This window comes from uncultured Microbulbifer sp., from assembly GCF_947504145.1.
GTDB lineage: Bacteria > Pseudomonadota > Gammaproteobacteria > Pseudomonadales > Cellvibrionaceae > Microbulbifer.
Genome location: NZ_CANNGQ010000005.1, coordinates 284,682 through 306,843 on the forward strand (window position 1 = coordinate 284,682; position 22,162 = coordinate 306,843).

A 22,162-nucleotide genomic window follows, 5' to 3' on the forward strand; every position below is an offset into this window, starting at 1 on the left:
ATGTCAGTACTGATTAACAAAGATACCAAAGTCATCTGTCAGGGCTTCACCGGCTCTCAGGGCACTTTCCACTCCGAGCAAGCGATTGAGTACGGTACAAAAATGGTCGGTGGTGTAACGCCGGGCAAAGGCGGCCAGACTCACCTGGGCCTGCCGGTATTCGATACCGTGAAAGAAGCCGTAGAGGCTACTGGCGCAGAAGCGTCTGTAATCTACGTTCCGGCGCCTTTCTGTAAGGACTCTATCCTGGAAGCGGCGAACGGCGGCATCAAGCTGATCGTGTGCATCACCGAAGGCATTCCTACCATGGATATGCTGGATGCCAAGGTTAAGTGCGACGAGCTGGGCGTGCGCCTGATCGGCCCGAACTGCCCGGGCGTGATCACTCCCGGTGAGTGCAAAATCGGCATCATGCCAGGTCACATTCACAAGCCGGGCAAAGTGGGCATCGTTTCCCGCTCTGGTACTCTGACTTACGAAGCCGTAAAGCAGACTACCGACCACGGCTTCGGCCAGTCCACCTGTGTGGGCATCGGCGGCGACCCTATCCCGGGCTCCAACTTCATCGATATTCTGGAAATGTTCCAGAACGACCCGCAGACCGAAGCGATCGTAATGATCGGTGAGATCGGCGGTTCCGCGGAAGAAGAAGCGGCTGCGTACATCAAGGAAAACGTCACCAAGCCGGTGGTCTCCTACATCGCGGGCGTAACTGCGCCTCCCGGAAAGCGTATGGGCCACGCCGGTGCCATCATTTCTGGTGGTAAAGGTACAGCGGACGAGAAGTTTGCTGCGCTGGAAGACGCTGGTGTGAAAACCGTCCGCTCCCTGGCGGAAATCGGTAATGCACTGAAGGAAGTAACCGGCTGGTAATGGCTGTTACTTTCGCGCATAAAAAAAGCTGCCTTCGGGCAGCTTTTTTTATGCCTGCCCCCTGGAGGTTTCGGCTGTATTTGTTGAGCGCCGGTATTTCTCTCGATTGCCTCGATGTGCGTTTGCTGATAAATTCGGCAGGCACGTATTCTAACGTGTGTCCTGCCAGTGTAATTTTAATACCGTCTTCGAACCCAATGGGAAGGTTTTGTTCGGGCCTTATTGTGGGGCGATTGCACATCCGTGTATTTGACTGGCAGTACGCAGTTTCAATTTGAATGGAAAGTCGAGATAGTCAGAAGGGAGACTGAATCGTGAAAACTGTACCCGGCAAGCCTAGCCGTCTGGATGCTAAAAGCATTTCAATGCAGCTTTTTTACAGGGGTGTTGCAAAAATGCCTCTGATACCTACAAGTGCTCGATACAATTTAAGCCGATACCGGATATATTTTTAAGAAGCTCGGTTTGCCCGAAAAAGAGATGGTAAGCCGGAACGTTACTTCCGCTGAAACTTCATACAAGCAGTATTATTCCGGTGACCTGGCGAACAAGGTCGCAGCAATTTATCGAAAAGATATTCAGATGTTTGGATACGACTTTTAGCGTTGGCTTATGCGAGGTGGTCGGGTTGACTGCGTGACCTGGTACTTTCATCTTGTCAGCGCTTGGTGCTCAGAAAATCTACAACGTCCCTCTGATTGCCTCGAAACAAAATACGGCCTGAATTCTGTTTCAGTTGGTAGTCATACATCGGATCGTAATACTCACTGAGTAGGGCACTTATCCATTCGCGGTGGAGGTGTACCTCGCCACAAGATTGTTGCCTCTCCAGCGCGTTTTTCATGATGGTGTGCAGTTTCTGGTATCGCACTCCCCCAAGTCGCCTGGATATTTTTTCCAGGTTTTGGAGGAGGTTGTTGGAAAATTTCTGTGTACCTTCTTCAATTCCAAATATGTCGGAGAACTCGTGACAAAGGTCTACAACGTAGTCCTTAAGTATTCTCTCTACACGATTGTTCAGGTCATCTTCGAGCCATACCATGGGGTAGGTAGGCATGGCTTTGTGCAGTATCAGTGGTACTGAACACCTTCCAATAAGACGGCTTTCATCTTCCAGTACAAAACTTTGCTGACCTGCTGCACGCTGCTTCAAAATGTCAATTGCCAGTGCGTTCTCAAATCCGATCTGGGGTGGTTGTGCGGTCGCCCGCTTGCCGAAGCTTGAGCCTCGGTGATTGGCGTGGCCCTCCAGATCAATCGCATTGTCCAGTTGCACAAGTGCTTCGGTTTTTCCGGTACCGGTCATGCCTCCGATGAGAGTAAATTGACAGTCGCGTACCGCGCATTCAATCTCCTCGATCAGGAAATTGCGCATTGATTTGTATCCACCCGAAACTCGGGGGTAGTGAACACCAGCTTCCCTCAGCCATTGTTGGCTGATCAGTGAACGCAGTCCTCCGCGAAAGCAAAAAAGGTACCCTTCCGGGTTGGCTTTTGCGAACTGCGCCCATGCATCTACACGGACTGCTTTGGTGTCCCCACTTACCAGCTGGTGGCCGAGGTCAATGGCTGCCTGTTGTCCTCTCTGTTTGTAGCAGGTACCTACTTGCTGGCGCTCGCTGTCGGTCATCAGCGGTAAGTTCACGGCCCTGGGGAAGGACCCTTTGCCAAACTCCACCGGTGCGCGCGTATCGATCAGTGGCCGGCCACTAAGAAAAATTTCGCGATAATCGGCGGTGTCGGGCCGGTGAGTAGAGCGGGTCTTCATGACACGATAACCGCGGGCCCGTCTTTCTGATTCCCTCTGGCGACCAGTTCGCCGATAGCGTGCAGGGTTAAACCTTCCTCATTGGCGGCGGCAAGGAATTCGTTTTCTCCTTCGGGGGCGACCGCGACAAGTAACCCGCCACTGGTTTGCGGATCGGCGAGAAGCTGTTTCTGGCGCTCAGATTCCACCTGTACCCGGTGGCCGTAACTATCAAAGTTGCGGCCAGTGCCACCGGGGATACAGCCTTGCTCCAAGTAGGATTCGATACCAGCGATACGCGGCACCACCTCAAAACAGAGTCTTGCGGTGAGCCCGCTGCCATCGGCCATTTCGACAAGGTGGCCAAGCAGGCCGAAGCCCGTGACGTCGGTCATGGCTTTGACTGCGGAAAGGCGGGAAAAACGAGTGCCAGGTTTGTTCAGTGTGCACATCAGGTCTCTGGCGATCCCGACATCGTTGGCATGGAGCTTACCCTGTTTTTCTGCGGTGGTAAGCACACCTATACCCAGCGGTTTGGTGAGATACAGCTTGCAGCCCTCGGTGGCGGTGTCATTTCGTTTCATGTACTGCCGCTCTACCACCCCGGTCACCGCCAGCCCGAAAATGGGTTCCGGGGCGTCGATAGAGTGTCCCCCGGCGAGGGGAATGCCAGCGTCACTACAGGCGGTACGTCCACCGCGAATGACTTCTCGCGCCACCTCCGGGGCCAATAGATTGACTGGCCAGCCCAGTATTGCAATGGCCATCAGTGGGTCGGCGCCCATGGCGTAGATATCACTGATGGCGTTGGTGGCGGCAATCCGGCCGAAGTCAAAGGGGTCGTCGACGATCGGCATGAAAAAGTCGGTGGTGGAAACCACACCGCGTGATTCGTCCAGTGCATATACCGCGGCATCGTCCCGGGTGCTATTGCCTACCCAGAGTTTCGGGTCTGCCAGTGGGCTACCGCTGTCGGTGAGGATTTGGTCCAGTACCGCGGGGGAGATCTTGCAGCCGCAGCCAGCTCCATGACTGTATTGGGTGAGGCGGACGGGATCAGTAGGGGAGGAAGTCTTCATGGAGGCTCCGGGCGTGAGATGCGTGAATTTTACCAGTCACTGGCGCGTGGATACATTCATCGTGGGCATTTGTGCACTATGGTTTTTCCTGTTTCAACCCAAATCAGGCCCGGACCTCCGGGCGGTGGATCCGACATAAACAGAGGAGAGTTCGGTGAAAAAGGACGACTCGCAACGCACCACGACTGATGCCGGTATCCCGGTCGCCAGTGATGAATTTTCTCTTACCGTGGGCCCGGATGGCCCCATCATCCTGCAAGATCACTATCTGATTGAGCAGATGGCCAATTTTAACCGTGAGCATATTCCCGAGCGGCAGCCCCACGCCAAAGGTTCAGGCGCTTTCGGGCACTTCAGTGTTACCAAGGATGTGAGCGCTTACACTAAGGCCGCGGTCTTCCAGCCCGGCACCAAAACCGACACCCTGATCCGTTTTTCCACAGTAGCGGGCGAGAAGGGCAGCCCGGACACCTGGCGGGATCCTCGGGGCTTTGCCCTCAAATTCTACACATCGGAAGGCAATTACGATCTGGTGGGTAATAACACGCCGGTGTTTTTTATTCGCGACCCGATGAAATTCCAGCACTTTATCCGCTCCCAGAAGCGCCGCGCGGATTCCGGCTTGCGCGATCACGATATGCAGTGGGATTTCTGGACGCTGTCGCCAGAGTCTGCGCACCAGGTGACCTGGCTGATGGGCGATCGCGGAATCCCCAAAACCTATCGCCATATGAATGGTTATTCCAGCCACACCTATATGTGGGTGAATGCCAAGGGCGAGCGTTTCTGGGTGAAATATCACTTCAAATCGGATCAGGGTGTGGAGAGTCTGACCCAGGACGAGGCGGATCGTATTGCCGGGCAGGACTCCGATGCGCACCGGCGGGATCTTTTCGATTCGATAGCCAAAGGTGATCACCCCAGCTGGACTCTGAATGTTCAGATCATGCCCTACGAAGACGCAGAAAATTACCGCTTTAATCCGTTTGACCTCACCAAGGTATGGCCGCACGGGGACTACCCACTGCACGAAGTAGGCAAGCTGGTGCTGGATCGCAACCCTACCGATTTTCACACCGAGATCGAGCAGGCCGCATTCGAGCCGAACAACCTGGTGCCGGGTATTGGCCTCAGCCCGGACAAGATGCTGCAGGGGCGGGTGTTTTCCTATGCCGATGCCCACCGCGCGCGCATGGGTGTGAACTACAAGCAGATTCCGGTAAACCGCCCCAAGTGCCCGGTGCACAGCTACAGCAAGGACGGTGCCCTGCGCGTGGATAATGTAACGGATCCCGTATACGCCCCCAATTCCAAGGGCGGCCCCAGTGCCAACCACACCTATGCGGAAAAATGGGAAGCCAGCGGTGAATTTATGCACGCCGCCTATACCCCGCACAAGGAAGACGATGACTTTGTCCAGGCGGGCACCCTGGTGCGCGAGGTCATGGACGAAGGCGCGCGGGAGCGTTTGGTGTCCAACGTGGTGGGGCACCTGTCCGCCGGCGTTTCCGACGAAATCCTGAAGCGCGCCTTCGAATACTGGCGCAATGTGGATAAGGACATTGGCGATCGGATTGAAAAGGGTGTCAAAGGCACTTGATCACATATCCACAGGGCCCGCAGTACGGGCCCTTTTGTTTTAGCGCGTTAAGCCGGTGGATGCACCATTTCGACGCAGCGCTTTAACGCATCAGTGCGCACTTCACCGATTCCTGTCGCTGCCCCCCTTGCGCCCTCAAGGGCAATCTATTTGAATAACGGACACGTATAAAAATAACGCCGGTACGCCGGTGTCCGATGGATTGTAAGGTGGGGTGCCTTTTGTCGCTTTCGTTTCTGAGACGCGCTGTTTTCCAGACTTGTTTTCGGGTGCTGCTGATCGCTTTGGGCTTCAGCGGGTTATCTGTTGCCCAGGAGACCGCCAGCGGTGATCACGTCAAGGTGCGCTGGCTGGCACCGGATACCTTCGGCTCCGGTGAAGAAACCATTGGCTTTTATTTCGAGGTGGACCCGGGTTGGCACGTGTACTGGCGCAATGCCGGGGACTCGGGCGCCGCGCCGCGGTTTGACTTTGCCGGTGCCAGCGGCACGCTGGACGAGATCCAGTGGCCATTCCCCGTGCGCCTGCCCATCGAACACCTTACCAATCTCGGCTATGAGGGCGATGTTGCCTACCTGTTTGACGTGACGCCTGAAGCAGAGCGCATGGAGCTGGTGGTCAACCTCGAGTGGCTGGTGTGCAAAGTGGACTGTATCCCTGGCTACGGCAATATGACCCTGTCACGCCCGGTGGCAGATGCCGCACAGTGGCCGCCTGGAGACAGAGCGCTGCGAGATCGGTTTGCTGCGCAGGTGCCCGAATCTGCCGATGCCGGAAACTTCCCGTGGACCGTCAACAATGTGTCCGCCGCCGCGGAAGGGGATGCACTACAGCTGGTACTGGAGGCGGGCGACGGCGCGGGCGACCGGCCCGCCCCGGACGTATTTCCCCTGGATGGCGGCTTGCTTACCGCCCAGATGCCCCAGGTCGAGCAGTCGGGAAACACCATCCGCTACATCTTCCAGCGGGTGCCCGGTGCGCCGGTAACGCCGACAACCGGATTTGTCGTCAGTGATGGCGAGCGTGCATGGCAAGTGGATGATCTGGAAATCCAGGCCACTGCGGCCACTGGGCCGGTATCTTCTTCTGTGCCTGCCGGGGACACACAGCCCCTGTGGCTGCTGGTGCTTGCGGCCATTGCCGGTGGTGCCATTCTGAACCTGATGCCCTGTGTATTCCCGGTGTTGTCGATCAAGCTGTTCGGCCTGATGGGCCCGGAAGCCGAGGCATCCGGGCGCCTGAAAGAAGGATTGCGTTACGCCGCTGGTGTGCTGGTGACCTTTGCCGCGTTGGGTGCTCTTTTACTTGTCCTGCGGGCCGGTGGTGCGGCCATTGGCTGGGGTTTCCAGCTGCAGTCGGCGCCGGTGGTGCTGGGGCTGATACTGTTGTTCTGGGTGATGGCGCTGTCGTTCAGCGGCCTGTATGAATTCGGTCACCACCTGATGAATCTGGCGGGCAACAGCCGCGGCGGTGCCTTTGTCACCGGAGTGCTGGCGGTGTTCGTCGCCGCGCCCTGTACTGGTCCCTTTATGGGCGCCGCGCTCGGCGCCGCCACGCTGCTGCCGGCCTACGGCGCCATGGCCATTTTCCTCGGGCTCGGGGTGGGGCTGGCGCTGCCATTTGTATTGCTGTGCGCCTTTCCCGCATTGCTCAACCGCCTGCCGGCACCGGGGCCCTGGATGGAGACCCTGCGGCAGTTTCTCGCGTTTCCGCTGTATGCCACAGTGATCTGGTTGATGTGGGTGCTGGGCCGTCTGGTGGGCGAGAGCGGCTGGCTGATCAGCGCCATGTTGATGCTGGCAGTGGTTTTCGCCTTCTGGCTGGGGCGCCACCAGTTCCGCGGCAGCCGCTGGATCGCCTGGGGGTTGATATTGGCCGCACTGGTGATGAGTTTTGGTGCCGCCAACACCCTGCAACAGAATGGCAGTGGAGCACAGAGCGCCAAAGCTACACAGGAAACCGGCTGGAAGCCCTACGATCGCAATGCCATCCGCGAAGCATTGGCGCGCAAGCAGGCCGTGTTTATCGACTACACCGCCGCGTGGTGCATCACCTGCCAGGTGAACAAAAAGTTGGTGCTGGAGTCGGAAGAAGTCGAGGCGCTGTTCCAGGAAAATGCGGTCTATCTGGTACGTGCAGACTGGACCGATCAGGACCCGGAAATTACCCGGGCACTGGGCGAGCTGGGAAGAAACTCGGTGCCGGTTTACGCCTGGTATGCACCGGGAGAAAGCGAGCCAGTATTGCTGCCGCAGATTTTGAAAGCGGACATGATCGAAGACCTGTTCAACAAAAAGTGAGTTTTTTCACCCAATTTCAACCAAGAGGATACGTCATCGTGAATACACAACGTGTAAGTGGTAAACGGTCTTTTCGTCAGTTTATAAGCAGTGTCGCGCTGTTTGCGCTGCCGACATTGGCAATGGCTGTCGCGGTTCCCGGTGAACAGGCACCGGCCTTCAGTGAAGTGGATGCAAAAGGTGAGACGCGCAGCCTGGAGGACTACAAAGGGCAGTGGCTGGTGCTGGAGTGGTTCAACAAGGACTGCCCCTACGTGAAGAAACATTACGGCAGTGGCAACATGCAGGCACTGCAGAAGAAATACACTGATCAGGACATCAACTGGCTGACGGTCATCTCTTCCGCCAAAGGCAAACAGGGCTACCTGGAACCGGCGCAGGCACTGGAAGTCGCCGAGAGCCACAAACTGGCTGCCAGCACTCCTTTCCTGCTGGATTCCGATGGCAGCATGGGCCGCGCCTACGGTGCCAAAACTACACCGCACATGTTCATCATCAACCCGGAAGGGCAGGTGGTTTACGCCGGAGCGATCGACGACAACGACTCCGCCAATCCGGCGGTGATTCCGAAGTCCAGCAATTATGTGGCCGCTGCGTTTGATGCGGCACTGAACGGAGAGGCGGTTGCCGTTGCTTCTTCCCGCGCTTATGGCTGCAGTGTGAAGTACTGATTCAGTAATTTTTAAAAATGTTTTAACGGAAATGAAAAAAGGCACTCAGGGATTTCCCTGAGTGCCTTTTTCGTAGGTGCATGTTTAGACGTGATCAGTTGGCCGTACAGGTGGGCGCTACATAGCTACCGGTGTGTGTACCCTGCAGCCCAAAGCTGGCGCTCGCGCCCGGTTGCAGATTGCCGTTCCACGCCAGGTTGCTCACGGTCACTTGTTGGCCATCGCTGGATGCGGTAAAGGTACCGCCCCAACCGCTGTCGAAGCTGTTGCCGGCACTGAAATTCAGTGCAACTTCCCACCCGCTCACCGCACTCTCACCATTGTTGGTGACGGTGATGGTATTGATCACAAAGCCGTCCGCCCAGGTGTCGGCGTCGCCCGGTGCACAGTCGATTTCCGATTCCGGTTCTGGATCGGGGATGACTTCATCGACCACACGGATGCTGACAGAGTCGGTGGCCGGGAGCTCGATACTGTCGCTGTCCAGTGCCACCAGTTGGAGCTGATAACTACCGGTTTCTGCGGGTGCGGTGATGGTGGTTGGGCTGCTGTCTGTGCTGGCAATCAGGCCGCCATCGATATAGATATTGGCGCCGCTGCTTTTGCGCTGATTGAAGGCAACGGTGATGCTTTCCTCCGGCAGGTATTCGCTGCCTGTAGATGGAGTAACGATGTCCAGAACCGGACTGTCGGTGCCGTAGAACTCGCTTACGGTAATGCCGGTGGCGCTGCTGCCGAGAGGCACCTGGTGATCGAGGCCGACAAACTTGCCGTCGGTGTCCTGCCACAGTGCCGGTTTCAGCAGTGCGTATTTCTCTTCATCCCAGGTTTTCCAGTCGTAGCCCCACAGGCCGCCGGTGTCCCCGGAATTGGGGTTCAGGCACCAGAAGGTGTGGTGCAGCTTGTGCTCCACAATCAGGTCGCGAGCGTAGGTCATCCACTTTTCGTTCTGGCCGCCATCCATATGGCCGCCCCATTCACCGAACAGCAGCGGGGAAATGCCCTCTTCATACAGGTAGAACCAGTTGTCCCGCCAGGCATCCTCGATCAGGGACTCGTACGTGAAGTCTGGCTCGAACCAGGGCTGCAGGTAAACAGACGGGCCATAAATATGCGGGGAATACACCAGCTGATCCTGATTGGCGCCGAGATCAATTGGGTGGTCGACCACGCCGCGCAGGTTGCCGCCCCACCAGTAGTTGTGGAAGTCTTTACTGGAATCACTGTTCCAGGTTACGCCGTCTTTTGGGTAAGACTCGATCCCCTCACACAGCACCAGCACTTCGGGGTTGATGGCAAGAATGCGTTTGGACGCGGTTTCGCAGGCGTATTTCCAGTTGCTCTCATCGGTGGAGCTGTCCCATTTGGCAAACGGAGAATCCGCCCAGGGTTTACCGTGCGGTTCGTTCTCGATATCGAAGGCAATTACGGTATCGTCGTTTTTGTAGCGGTCGGCCATCCACTCCCAGGTTTCATAAAAAATTTCTGAAGTGAGTTCGTCGTTGTACCACATGGGGGCGAAGTGGCCGGAGTTGTCGGCTTTGGCACTGTGCACGTCCACCATGATTTTCACACCGTACTTTTTCGCCAGCGAGACGGTGGTGTCGAAAATTTCCAGCGAGGTCTGCCCGGCAATTTCCGGGTTGGCAAAGTCGTTGATACTGGGCACGGCGGCCATACCGCTCTGCCATTCGTAAATCAGTTCGGTTGAAATCGGGACGCGCAGAATATTGATACCGCGGCTGGCGACATCCGCTATGGCTTCTTCCAGATTGATCGCCCACAGGCCGTGAAATACCCGCTCGCTGGTATTGAAACCAAACCAGTTGGCGCCGGTGAGCCACACGGGGTCGCCCTGTTGGTTGACGATCTGGTTGCCTTCTACGTGCAGCCAGTCGTCATCGGGGAGTGCATCGGCAGATGATAATGGCGATGAAATTGATGCGGCTAGTGCGCAGGAAAGCGAGAGTGCAGACAGGCTTTTCATGATTTCCTCGGAATTTTTTTAATTTTGGAATCGTAAAAACACCCGGCAGATTGGTATCGTCTGCCGGGTGTGCTTTCGGGTAGGGCTTAAGGGTCAGTTGGCGCTACAGGTTGGCAGCGCGAAGTCGCCATTGTGGCCACCCTGGAAGCCGGCACTGGCGGAAGCGCCGGGTTGCAGGTTGCCATTCCAGGCAGCGTTGCTGACGGTCACACTGCGGCCGTCCGCGGACAGGCTGACTTCACCATTCCAGCCGTTCACAATGCTGATGGGGTTGGCAAACGACAGCGTTACTTCCCAGCTGTCTACTGCGCTGTCGCCATTGTTGACGACGACAATGTCATTGATGACAAAGCCGCTATTCCAGGTGTCTGCTTCATCCACAGCGCACTGAATGCCCTCTCCAGTGCCGCCACCCGTGGATTCTTCTTCCACCAGAATGGAAACGCTGTCGGTTGCACTGAGTTCTTCGCCATCGTCTACGGCACGTACTTCGATCTGGTGGTTACCCAGAGACGGTGAGACGATCACCAGGTCGGTCGCCCCGTTGGCGCTGTCGGTCAGAACTCCATCCAGATACAGGTTTACACCGTCTGCGTACTGCAGGGTGTACTGCACGGTAATGTCTTCACCTTCTTCAAAGGTGCTGCCATTGGATGGTGAGGTGATGCTGACTGCAGGAACCGGCGGGGATTCCACGTCGATGGTAACGGTTGCTGGGGAAGAAACTGCGCCTGCATCATCGGTGACGGTATAGGTGAAGCTATCGCTACCGAAGAAGCCCGCATCCGGTGTGTACAGCAGTTCGGCACCGCTGCCGCTGAGGCTGCCATTGCCCGGGCCTGCGGCTACGGTGTAATCGGTGACGCTGCCATCGCGATCACTGCCAGACAGGGTGACCATCACCTGGGATTCAAAACCGGTTTCTACGTTTACATCATCCGCTACCGGAACACAGTTCACACCGGAACTGCCACCACAACCTTCGCCGGGCTCCTGGCCCCACACCAGATTGTCGCCGTCATACAGGGCGATCAGCGGGGCTTCTTCACGGCCGCTGCCGTAGTTGTCCCAGGATGGGTCGTTGCTCTGGTCCCAGGGTAGGCCTTCACCAACACCGATACGGAACTGGGATTCTTTTTTACTCTGGGATTGTCCGCCCGGGAAAATGTCCACGCCTTCGAAGGAAACCTCCACGTAGTAGATATTGTCCGCGGGATCGCCCCAGGGGTGCGGGCCACTAAAGCCAGAGCCCTGGTTGTAGGCGGTGTTCAATTGCAGGTCGCTGGCGGAATAGCCGGCATCCACCAGCTCGGAGATATCCACCCAGTAGCGCATGCTCAGGTTATCGGTCATGCGTGCGGGCCAGGCGCTGCGGTTGTGCGGGCGCGCGCTGATTTCCGTGTGGCGGGGGCCGGTGGAATTCAACTTGGCATCGATGAAGAATTCCGTATCGCGCTGTTCTGGCGCGGGGAAGTTTTCTTCCGCAATCGGGTTGCCGCCAAAGTCCATCCACAGGCGTGCGAGAGTGCCGGTAAAGCCCGCGTTATAGTCGGTGGCAACTTCGTTGAGGATGTAATCACCGCGGTCATTTTCAAATCCATCGCTGGTGTCCGGTCCGCCTACCAGTGCGCCCACCAGGGTGTGGCGGTTGTCGATGGGGTCGGACAGGCTGTCGTTCCAGGAGCCGTGTGCGGTGCGGTGGTGCGGTGAAGTCGGGTAAACAGAGCCGTATCCGATCTGGTAGCTCATGTTCATGGGGTTGTCGCCGAGGATGTACTCCATCTGGCTGACGGCGAAGTCGTAGTAGGTCTGTGCTTTGGGGTTACCGGGATCGGCGCTCTTCAGGTAGTCGGAATAAATCAGCGCGATAAACGAGGTGTTGGAGGTGTAGCGCGCAGCACCCCAGCGATCCAGGTGGGCCAGGCCACCGGGGGTGTAGGTGACGCGGTTGCCTTCGTAGCCGGTGGTCCAGTAGTCCAGCCAGCGTTCCGCATCGGCGCGGTACTGGGGGTTGTCGGTGAGCATGGACATCAGCACATAGCTGCCGTAACCCTTGTCGTCCCAGGCGTGGGTCCATTTGTAGGAACGCACCGGAGATTGCGGCTCGGTAGACAGGTTGTCGTAGTAGCTGTTGGCTTTGTCCAGATAAGCCTGATCACCGGTGGCGCGGTACAGCCAGGCGGCACCCCACACCAGTTCGTCGTTGTAGCCGCTCCAGGAGTTGTAAAACGCGGTGGCGTCGGTGATGCAATCGCTGTACTTGCCGCGGTAGTTGTCGGCAAAGCTGTACAGCTCTTCCGCGTGCTGCAACAGGTTTGCGGCGTACTGCGGCTCGGTGCTCTCGAATACCATGGCGATGGAGGCGAGGGCCGCGGCGGTTTCACCGGCGAGGTCGGAACCGGGGCAGCTGGCGTCGATTTTGTAAGACGGGCGCGCCATCTGCATGACTTCGGCGGAGCCCCACCAGGCGTGATCCACAGCGCCTTCGCCGACCTGTCCGTAGAGTTCATTCGGGGCGGTGTGGGCTTTGACAAAATAGTCGGCAACAAACTTGAGATTGTTTTTCAGGTGCTCGAGCTGGCCGGTTTGCGCGTAGGCTTCACGGTTTTCGATGGCACCCCAGGCAAGCATGGTGGCGGTGGCCGCCATTGGGAAGCCAAACTTGACGTGGTCTCCGGCGTCGTACCAGCCGCCAGTGAGGTCGACGTTGTTGTCAGAACCATCCTGCATGCCGGAATCGCCGCGCCACTCGTTGCGGTTCCAACCGGGAATTGGACCTGATTGCTGGGCTTCGTAGAAATAAATAGATTTTTGCAGGGCTTCGCCGTAGTTGGCGGCAATAGCTCCGGATGAGAGTAAGGCGGAACCGGCGAGTGTTGCGGCAATGGCAGCGCCGAGCGGCTTATTGGCTCTGATCAATCGCTTCTTCATAGGATTTCCTTCGTCTGTTTTTTGTGTGCGGGCAAACTACGCTGCCCGGCGAATATTGGTTTCGCAGAAGAAGGACGTGCAAGGACATACCGGCGGAAAGTTTTTTCCGCCAGCTTTTTGGAAGTGTGATGAATGACAATATTTTGCGGTGGGTAAATCTTGGTACGGATGTGCCGCTTTCTCAGAGTGCCCCGAGTGTTTTATTCATGGCATTGGTAAGAATGCTCAAATCTGATGAGTCGATCACATAGGGCGGCATGGTGTAAGCCAGCTTGCCGAAGGGGCGCAGCCAGACGCCATGATCAATCAGGCTTGCTTGCAACGTTTTGTTATCTACAGGTTGTTTCATCTCTACTACACCAATCGCGCCCAGCACGCGCACGTCGGCCACACCACTGGCTTTCTTCAGCGGAGCGAGTTCATCGTTTAGTTGTTGTTCAATCGCGGTTACTTGTTGTTTCCAGTCCCGCTGGAGCAGCAGGTCGATGCTGGCATTGGCGACGGCACAGGCCATGGGATTACCCATAAAGGTGGGGCCGTGCATGAACACACCGGCTTCGCCGCTACAGATACCGTTGGCGACTTTGTCGGTGCACAGGGTTGCTGCCATTGTCATGGTGCCACCGGTCAGGGCTTTGCCGAGTGAGAGAATATCCGGAGAGATGCCTGCGTGTTCACAGGCGAACATTTTCCCGCTGCGGCCGAAGCCCGTGGCGATTTCGTCGGCAATCAGTAGCAGGTCGAATTCGTCGCAGAGGGTGCGGACTTTGCGCAAATATTCCGGGGAGTAGAAGCGCATGCCACCGGCGCCCTGGACGATGGGTTCGAGGATCACGGCGGCCAGCTGTGGATGATTCTGCTCGATCAGCTGTTGTAGTTCGGCAATGTCTTGGTCGGTGCAGGGTTCGTCGAACTTGGGCTTCGGCGCGGGTGCAAACAGGTGCTGAGTGAGCTGGCTGGCAAACAGATGGTGCATGCCGTTTACGGGGTCGCAGGTGGCCATGGCGCCAAAGGTGTCGCCGTGGTAGCCGTTGCGCAGTGCCAGTAGTTTGTTTTTTTTTGGCTTTCCCTGTGAGTGCCAGTATTGCAGCGCCATTTTGATGGCGACTTCTACGGACACGGAGCCGGAATCGGCGAGGAAGACTTTTTGCAGCGGCTCGGGGGTTAAGGCGACAAGTTTTTTGCACAGTTTGATGGCGGGCTCGTGGGTGAGGCCGCCGAACATGACGTGGCTCATTTTTTTCATCTGAGCCTGCATGGCGGCGTTCAGCTCGGGCACGTTGTAGCCGTGCAGGGTACTCCACCAGGAACCCATACCGTCGATCAATCCGCGGCCGTCTTCCAGATATATCCGCACGCCTTCTGCGCGTTCGACGGGATAGACCGGCGGCGGGTTGATCAGGGAGGAATAGGGGTGCCAGATGTGGTTTTTATCGAACTCTAGATCCATCATTTGGGTGCTTTGGTCTTGTGTGGTGGCGGCAAAGCACCGGGGATGGGGTTTCAGGACCGCTGTGAACCCATCCCTGGGCGCTGCGGCGGCGACGTCCTGTCGCCGACGCTCCTGAAACCCCATCCCCGGTGCTCTGCCTTCGCGTTGTACTTTCTTGCTTCGTAAGTTTTTTCCTACCGTCATTCTGGCGAAGGCCAGAATCCAGCGCTACGAAGTCGTATCAAGCCAATTCCCGCAGAACTTTGAGCGGCGGCTGACTAACGGCACTACGGCAAGCCAGAGTACCGGCAGTGCCGACAAGCGCGGCACCAACCGCAGGCCCCAGCAGCCAAAGCGCGGGGTGGAAATTGAATGGCAATTCAAATACCCGTTGTGAAAGTACCGCCAGTGTCGCTTCGGTTCCGAAAGCCGCAAGCAGTCCGGCGGCAATCCCCAGCAATCCAAATTCGATCATCAGGCTGCGAATCAGCAATTGCCGGCGGCCGCCCAGTGTGCGGATGACGGCGGCTTCCTGCAAGCGCTCGGCGATGCTGGCGCGCACACCGGCAATCAGCACCAGTACGCCGGCAATGAGCATGAGCGCGAGTACTGATTCGATGGCGATGGCGACCTGACCGATAGTGTCGCGGATGTTTTCCAGGATTTTATCCAGTTCGATGATGCTGACGCTGGGGAAGTTTTTCACCAGTTCGTTGACGAACAGTTTGTCTTCCGGTGGTAAATAGAAGCTCTGGATGTAGGTGGCCGGGAAGTTGTCGAGGCTACCCGGGGAAAACAGCATGAAGAAGTTGGGGCGCATGCTGTTCCAGTCGAGGGTACGCAGGCTGGTGACAGTGGATTCGGTTTCCAGGCCACCGATGGAGAAGCGCAATACGTCGCCAAGTTTCAGGTCCAGGCGCGCGGCGACTTCGACTTCTACGGATACACCCTCTTTCTGCTCGTCGCTCCACCATTTGCCGGCGACGATTTTGTTGTCGGCGGGGAGGGTGTCAGTCCAGCTTAGGTTCAGCTCGCGGCGGATGGCGCCGTCTTTATTTTCGCGTTCGGTGACCGGGGTGCCGTTTACAGCGATGAGGCGGCCGCGCACCATGGGGTAGAACTCGGTACCCTGAAGGTTGTTACCTTCAATGGCCTGTTTTACGCCGTCCAGCTCGTAGGGGGCGATGTTGACGAGGAAGTGGTTGGGGGCGTTCTCCGGCAGTTGCATCTGCCATTCTTCAATCAGTGCGGTGCGCGCGTAGTACATCGACAGCATGGCCAGCAGGCCGGTGCCGAAGGCGGCGATCAGCAGGGTGTTGAAGCCGGCGCGGCGTTGCAGGCTGCCGAGGGCAATGCGCCAGCTGCCGCCGAGCGCGGCGAGCCGGCCACGTACTAATAGCCGGTTGACCACGGCTGCGCCGGCGACCAACAGGCCGAGGCCGGCGAGCAGGGCGATGGTGGTGGCAATGCTACCGGATAGCCACCAGATCAGTAGCAGCATGGATAGAGGGCCGGGGATCAGGCCGAACCATTCCCGCTTGTCCGGGTTGCTCCAGTCCTGGCGCAGGGTCTGCATCGGGTCGGTCTGGGCGAGGCGGAATATGGGTGGCAGGGCAAAGCCAATTACACAGGCGAGGCCGGTGGCGATGCCTACCATGAGCGGTTGCCAGCCGCTCGCTGGCGGCGTGACCGGGAAGAAGCCTGCCAGCAGATTGACCGCCTGGGACTGTACGAAGGAGCCGATGGCGAGGCCGATCAGGGTGGCGATGATCGCGAGAGCTGTCATCTGGCCGATATAGATACCGAGGATTTTGTTTTTACCGGCGCCAAGACTTTTCATCACCGCCACATAGTTGGCATGGCGCAGGCCGTAGCGGCGGGCGGCGAGGCCGACGGCGACGCTGGCGAGCAGTACGGCGAGGCTGGCGGCCAGATAGAGGAAGCTTTCAGCACGATCGAGTGTTTTGGCAACCCGCGGCTGGCCTTCTTTCAGGTCGGTGATGTGTTCGTGCTGGGTCAGTTTCGGGCGCAGCCACTTGAGGTAGTCGTCCAGTGCGGCATCGTCGCCGGCGAGCAGGTAGCGATAATTCACCCGGCTACCGGGTTGCAGAATGTTGGTGGCGGCGAGGTCGTCGGTGTGCATCATCACTCGCGCGCCCATGGAGAACAGGTTGGCACCGCGGTCCGGTTCGTGGTCAATGATCCCGCTGATGGTGAAACTGCTGTCCCCCAGTTGCAGCTGTTCGCCAATATCCCGCTGCATCAATGGCAGTAGTCGCGCCTCCAGCCACACGTGGCCCGGTTGCGGGCCCTGCTGAGCGGTTTTTGAGGGAGAGTTTTCCTGCGCGCGCATCTCCAGGTGGCCCACCAGTGGGTAACCGCCACTGACGGCTTTGACCGAGGCAAACTGGAATTCGTCACCGGCGGAGAGCATGGAGGCAAAAGTGACGGTTTTGGCCCGTTGCAGCCCCAGCGCATCGGCCTTTTGCAGCCACTCGCTGGGCACTTCCTTGCTGCTTTTCAGTACGCGCTCCGCCGCCAGAAAGCTCTGGGACTGAATATGCATGGCGCGGGTGAGGCGATCGGAGAAGTGGGCGATGGCGGTGACACAGCTCACCGCGAGCACCAGCGCAGTGGCAATCAGGGCGAGTTCGCCGCCGCGCCAGTCGCGGCTCAGTAGTCGCAGTGGCAGCATCAGACGGATACCTCGGGCTGGTCACCGAAGTAGCCGTCCGGAATATCTGCGGCGGTGATTTCGCCAGCGGCCATACGCAGGTGGGCACCGCAACGTTCGGCGAGACGCTGTTCGTGGGTGACCAGCACGAGGGTAGTGCCGGTCTCGGCGTTGAGGTTGAACAGCAGGTCGATCACCTTGTCGCCATTATTGGCGTCCAGGCTGCCGGTGGGTTCGTCGGCGAACAGAATGCCACTGTCTGTGGTCGAACCGTTGTTGGCAATGCTACAGAACGCCCGCGCGATGGCGACCCGCTGCTGCTCGCCACCGGAGAGCTGGCGCGGGTAGTGGTGTAAGCGGTGGCCGAGACCTACTCGCTCGAGGAACTCTTCGGCGCGCTTGCCGGCGTTGCGTTCGCCGCGTAGTTCGCTGGGCAGCATGACGTTTTCTTGAGCGGTGAGGCCGGGCAGCAGCTGGAAGGTCTGGAATACAAAGCCCACAGAGCGTGCGCGGAGTGCCGCGCGCTGTTCTTCGTCCATGGCGGTGATATCTTCACCACCCAGCCAGATTTTTCCCTCGGTGGGGCGGTCGAGGCCGGCGAGCAGGCCGAGCAGGGTGGATTTGCCGGACCCGGAGGCGCCGGTAATTGCCAGGCTCTGGCCGCGGGGGAGTTGCAGGGAAATGTCGTTGAGTAGAGTGAGTGGGCCTTCACTGGTGCTGACGCGGTGGTGAAGATGTTCGGCTTTTAGCATCACTGACATGGCAAGTCCCTGAAAATTCGGCAAAATGCGCTTTAGATTTAGTAGTGGAGAGTATGACATGGCGGCGATTTTTTTCCGGACTTTTGCGGCCGGCTTCGTCCCGCGTTGCCTGCTTCTCGTCGCACTGGTCACGTCTTTGTACGCAGGTTCCCTGCAGGCGGATGGGCGGCAAGGTGAGGTAGTTTCGGCCGATGACAGGCAGACACTGCTGGTACTGGGAGACAGTATCAGTGCGGCCTACGGACTGGATGAGCGCGAGGGCTGGGTGCAGTTGCTGCGCGACCGCCTGGCAGACCAGAGCCTGGCGGTGGATGTGGTGAATGCGAGTGTGAGTGGGGAGACCTCGGCGGGCGGCCTGACGCGTTTGCCGAGGCTGCTGAGTGAACACTCACCCGACTGGCTGGTGGTGGAGCTGGGGGGCAACGACGGCCTGCGGGGCTACCCGCCGCGGATGTTGCAGCAGAATCTGCTGCGGATGGTGAAGTTGGCCCGGGAGGGTGGCGCGGAGGTGCTGTTGCTGGGAATGCAGATGCCGCCCAATTACGGCAAGGCATACACCGAGGCGTTTGCGGCGGTGTACCCGAAGGTGGCGGCAGCGGAGCAGGTGCCTTTGATTCCGTTCTTTCTGGAGCCGGTGGCGCTGGAGGAGGGGGCGATGCAGACGGACGGGATACACCCGACGGCCAAGGCGCAGCCGGTACTACTGGAGCACGTGTGGCCCTGCCTGGAAGCGATACTGAAAGGCAATAAGGACGTCCGGTCCGATAGCCTGTGCACTTCCTGATCGGAAAGCGTACAATCGCGCCCTGATTTTTGCCGGGCCCTATTTGAGATTTACCCATGTCTGATCTGGAAAACCGCCGCGGGCGGCTGGAATTCAACAAGCTGCAAAAACGCCTGCGCCGCAATGTGGGCAAGGCGATCGCCGACTTCAATATGATTGAGGAGGGCGACAAGGTGATGGTGTGCCTGTCTGGGGGTAAGGATTCCTACGCGATGCTGGAAATCCTGATGAACCTGCAGAAGACGGCACCGGTGCGCTTTGAGCTGGTTGCAGTGAATATGGACCAGAAGCAGCCCGGGTTCCCGGAGCACATTTTGCCGGAGTATTTGCAGTCCGTTGGGGTGCCGTACCACATCGTGAATAAAGACACTTACAGTGTGGTGAAAGAGGTGATACCGGAGGGTAAGACCACCTGTGGGTTATGCTCGCGCCTGCGTCGTGGAACCCTGTACGGCTTTGCCGAGGAAATTGGTGCGACCAAGGTGGCGCTTGGGCACCATAAAGACGATATCGTCGAGACGCTGTTTCTGAATATGTTTTACGGCGGCCGCCTGAAGGCGATGCCGCCGAAGCTGCGTGCGGACGATGGGCGCAATATTGTGATTCGTCCGCTGGCCTACTGCCGCGAGACGGATCTGGTGGATTTTGCCGAGTACAAGAATTTCCCGATCATTCCGTGCAATCTGTGCGGCAGTCAGGAAAACCTGCAGCGGCAGATGATCAAGGGCATGTTGAATGACTGGGATAAGAAATTCCCGGGCCGTAGCGACAATATCTTTGCCGCGCTGACCAGGGTGTCGCCGTCGCAACTGGCGGATCGTGACCTGTACGATTTTGAGAGCCTGGAGCTGGACCGCTCTGAACCCGCCCCTGATGTGAATGCGCGCTCTATCGAGCAGTCTGTGGATTCCTGGATTCCCGAAGATGCCCACGAGGAGTCGATTGAACCGGCCCAGCCGCTGTATATCGAGGCGAGGAACCTCTAACGGGAGTCATCTCGTCATCTTCGATCAGTAGCGTATCGCTTTTTACAGCCGTGGCATTTGCCGCGGCTGTGTTGTTATGGGCGGCCGGCGCTCCGGCGGCCGGCGTTCCGGCGGCCGGCCTCCCGGCAGAAGCTGTGCTCTGATCCGGGTTGATCAGTTTGCTGTAACTGGTGACAAAGTCCCGCAAGCTGGCGCTGGGGCCGTGGTGGAAATGTTTCTTCCACAGCTTTGCCATTTTCGGCAGGTTTTCAGTCTCCACGCTGTCGACACCGGCGGCGCGGTAGATCAGCCAGGCGATAGCGGTGGCGTAGCGTAGATTGGTGGCGAGTTCCGCGTGGGGGTGTTGCAGGAAGTCCCGCTGGCTGGCGAGGCCGCGCACTTTAGACGCGAGCGCGGGGAAGTTGATCAGGTATTTATCCCAAATCTGTCGATGGGTACTGGGCAGGATCTGAAAGATCCCCATGCCGTGGCGGCGGCCCAGCTTCAGGTGAAATCCCAGTTCGGATTCCTGTGCGGCTGTTCCCAGGAGAAGTGCTTCCATTCCCGGCGACCAGGCGCGCAACTGTTTGAGTGTGGGGCGAACGACGAACAAACGCAGCTCGTCCAGACAAATACCCATAGTGCTTTTGATATTCCCTTACTGCTTGCTATGAAAAGGCCGATCCATGGCTTTTTCAATGCGTTTTCAGCGGTATGCTTTCATGCAATGTACACCCTTGGTTTAGTTTGCCGATTGAGCAAACGCCAGCAAATGGGTAGATTTACGCGCAATAAAGACCAATAACGACGGATTCAGCCTATTCTTCTGCGAATCGTGGCCTGATCTGCCAACACTGACGGGGAACCCCACATGTCTGGACAGTGGCTTGTCGCCTTAACATTTATCGCTTATCTGGCCCTGATTGTTGCCATTGGTGTGTACGCCTATCACCGCACCAAGAGCGCCAGCGATTACTTTCTCGGCGGCCGCTCACTGCCGCCGGCGGTAGCGGCGCTCAGCGCCGGGGCGTCGGATATGAGTGGCTGGCTGTTGCTCGGGCTACCCGGTGCGGCCTATGCCAGTGGCCTCTCCTCCGGGTGGATCGCCATCGGTCTGTTCAGCGGTATCGTACTGAGCTGGACCACCATGGCGCGGCGCTTGCGGATATACACCTACGCGCTGGACGACTCTCTCACGGTACCGGCTTACCTGCATCGCCGCTTCAACTTGCACACTCCCTGGCTGCGCACGATTTGCGCCTTTTTCATCTTGCTGTTTTTTCTGTTTTACGTGGCTTCCGGTCTGATTGCCGGTGGGAAATTATTTGAAACGGTATTTGGCTGGGATTACCAGTGGGCAGTGGTCATTGGCGCCATCGCAGTGATTTCGTACACCCTGTTTGGCGGCTTTCTCGCGGTAAGCTGGACAGACGTATTTCAGGGGTTATTGATGAGCCTGGCACTGGTGATCGTGCCGATTATGGTGATCTCGGATGAGGGGGGGCTGGGCAGTGCCGTTTCCACCATGCGTGAACAGCACCCGGAGCTGATGCATTGGATGACCGACAGCACGGGTACTGCACTGGGTGTTGCGGCGATTTTGAGTTCCCTGGCCTGGGGACTTGGGTATTTCGGGCAGCCACATATTCTGGCGCGCTTCAAAGCACTGCGTAGCCCGGACGACATGCCGGCGGCGGCGACGGTTGCGGCGGTGTGGTCGCTGGCGGGTTTTCTCGGCGCCATGTGCGTCGGCCTGTTCGGGCATCTAGAACTGACGCAGACACTGCCGGACGGTGAGCGGATTTTCATGGCACTGGTGGAGTCCCTGTTTCACCCGCTGGTGGCGGGCATTCTGCTGGCGGCAATTCTGTCCGCCATCATGAGCACCGCAGATTCCCAGTTACTGGTGTCGTCCGCCGCGCTGGCGGAAGATATCTATCACGTGTGGTTTGGCGACAAAGCCGATTCGCAAAGTATTGTGAAAGTGGGCCGCTGGGCGGTGGTCGCGCTGTCATTGATTGCAGTGGGTATCGCCATGGATCCGGGTTCGAAAGTACTCGATGTGGTGGCTTATGCGTGGGCTGGGCTCGGTGCTGCATTCGGGCCGACGATACTCATCAGCCTCTACTGGTCGCGAATGACCGGCGCGGCTGCCATCGCCGGCGTGTTGGTCGGGGGTATAACCGTTGTGATTTGGAAGCAGCTCTCAGGTGGCCTGTTTGATATATACGAGCTGTTGCCGGGCTTCGTACTCTCCGCAACTGCTATTGTTTTAGTAAGTGCTTTGACGCATTGCCCTGACGAAATATCAACGCGCCACCGTCAGTTGCTTGGGCAAACGCAGTAAACGATCAAGGC

The 22,162-nt window shown here is 58.0% G+C and carries 15 protein-coding genes; 7 read left to right on the forward strand and 8 right to left on the reverse strand.

The window, feature by feature from the left end; translation table 11 throughout:
* Nucleotides 1-873, forward strand: coding sequence for a succinate--CoA ligase subunit alpha (gene sucD, locus Q1A74_RS16975; RefSeq protein WP_299599127.1), 873 nt, complete (start codon nt 1-3; stop codon nt 871-873).
* Between the two features lie 658 nt (nt 874-1,531).
* Here sucD and mnmH read toward each other — a convergent pair.
* Both mnmH and selD read right to left on the reverse strand, forming a co-directional pair.
* Nucleotides 1,532-2,641, reverse strand: coding sequence for a tRNA 2-selenouridine(34) synthase MnmH (gene mnmH, locus Q1A74_RS16980; protein WP_299599130.1), 1,110 nt, complete (start codon nt 2,639-2,641; stop codon nt 1,532-1,534).
* Nucleotides 2,638-3,699 (reverse strand): selenide, water dikinase SelD, encoded by a 1,062-nt coding sequence (gene selD, locus Q1A74_RS16985; protein WP_299599132.1) that lies wholly within the window; start codon nt 3,697-3,699, stop codon nt 2,638-2,640. The genes mnmH and selD overlap by 4 nt, the downstream gene beginning before the upstream one ends.
* Before the next feature lie 154 nt (nt 3,700-3,853).
* Between selD and Q1A74_RS16990 the strand changes: the two genes are divergently transcribed.
* The 3 genes from Q1A74_RS16990 to Q1A74_RS17000 all read left to right on the forward strand — a co-directional run bounded on the left by Q1A74_RS16990 (nt 3,854) and on the right by Q1A74_RS17000 (nt 8,270).
* Nucleotides 3,854-5,299, forward strand: coding sequence for a catalase (locus Q1A74_RS16990; protein WP_299599134.1), 1,446 nt, complete (start codon nt 3,854-3,856; stop codon nt 5,297-5,299).
* Nucleotides 5,300-5,568: 269 nt separating this feature from the next.
* A complete protein-coding gene (locus Q1A74_RS16995; protein WP_299599137.1) occupies nt 5,569-7,599 on the forward strand; it encodes a thioredoxin family protein in 2,031 nt (676 codons plus the stop codon).
* A 38-nt stretch (nt 7,600-7,637) separates the two neighbouring features.
* Nucleotides 7,638-8,270: a thioredoxin family protein gene (locus Q1A74_RS17000; RefSeq protein WP_299599140.1), complete on the forward strand. Its 633-nt coding sequence runs from the start codon at nt 7,638-7,640 to the stop codon at nt 8,268-8,270.
* A gap of 94 nt (nt 8,271-8,364) precedes the next feature.
* Here Q1A74_RS17000 and Q1A74_RS17005 read toward each other — a convergent pair whose 3' ends face one another.
* From Q1A74_RS17005 to Q1A74_RS17025, 5 genes are all read right to left on the reverse strand, one after another.
* Entirely contained in the window at nt 8,365-10,257 is a 1,893-nt protein-coding gene (locus Q1A74_RS17005; protein WP_299599144.1) for a cellulase family glycosylhydrolase, read from the reverse strand.
* Nucleotides 10,258-10,350: 93 nt separating this feature from the next.
* A complete protein-coding gene (locus Q1A74_RS17010; protein WP_299599147.1) occupies nt 10,351-13,188 on the reverse strand; it encodes a glycoside hydrolase family 9 protein in 2,838 nt (945 codons plus the stop codon).
* 181 nt (nt 13,189-13,369) lie between these two features.
* A complete protein-coding gene (gene bioA / locus Q1A74_RS17015; protein ID WP_299599149.1) occupies nt 13,370-14,641 on the reverse strand; it encodes an adenosylmethionine--8-amino-7-oxononanoate transaminase in 1,272 nt (423 codons plus the stop codon).
* Between the two features lie 220 nt (nt 14,642-14,861).
* A complete protein-coding gene (locus Q1A74_RS17020; RefSeq protein WP_299599152.1) occupies nt 14,862-17,315 on the reverse strand; it encodes an FtsX-like permease family protein in 2,454 nt (817 codons plus the stop codon).
* Nucleotides 17,315-18,055, reverse strand: a complete 741-nt coding sequence (locus Q1A74_RS17025) for an ABC transporter ATP-binding protein (RefSeq protein WP_299599155.1) — start codon at nt 18,053-18,055, stop codon at nt 17,315-17,317. The genes Q1A74_RS17020 and Q1A74_RS17025 overlap by 1 nt, the downstream gene beginning before the upstream one ends.
* Nucleotides 18,056-18,113: 58 nt before the next feature.
* Between Q1A74_RS17025 and Q1A74_RS17030 the strand changes: the two genes are divergently transcribed.
* Nucleotides 18,114-18,839, forward strand: a complete 726-nt coding sequence (locus Q1A74_RS17030; RefSeq protein WP_299599158.1) for an arylesterase — start codon at nt 18,114-18,116, stop codon at nt 18,837-18,839.
* A gap of 56 nt (nt 18,840-18,895) precedes the next feature.
* A complete protein-coding gene (gene ttcA, locus Q1A74_RS17035; RefSeq protein ID WP_299599161.1) occupies nt 18,896-19,825 on the forward strand; it encodes a tRNA 2-thiocytidine(32) synthetase TtcA in 930 nt (309 codons plus the stop codon).
* On the opposite strand, the gene Q1A74_RS17040 is transcribed toward ttcA, so the two are convergent.
* On the reverse strand, nt 19,728-20,444 hold the full coding sequence (locus Q1A74_RS17040) for a hypothetical protein (protein WP_299599164.1): 717 nt from the start codon (nt 20,442-20,444) through the stop codon (nt 19,728-19,730). The two genes, ttcA and Q1A74_RS17040, sit on opposite strands and share 98 nt — an antisense overlap.
* 231 nt (nt 20,445-20,675) lie before the next feature.
* On the opposite strand from Q1A74_RS17040, the gene putP reads away from it, so the two are divergent.
* On the forward strand, nt 20,676-22,151 hold the full coding sequence (gene putP, locus Q1A74_RS17045) for a sodium/proline symporter PutP (protein ID WP_299599167.1): 1,476 nt from the start codon (nt 20,676-20,678) through the stop codon (nt 22,149-22,151).
* Nucleotides 22,152-22,162 lie beyond the last annotated feature (11 nt).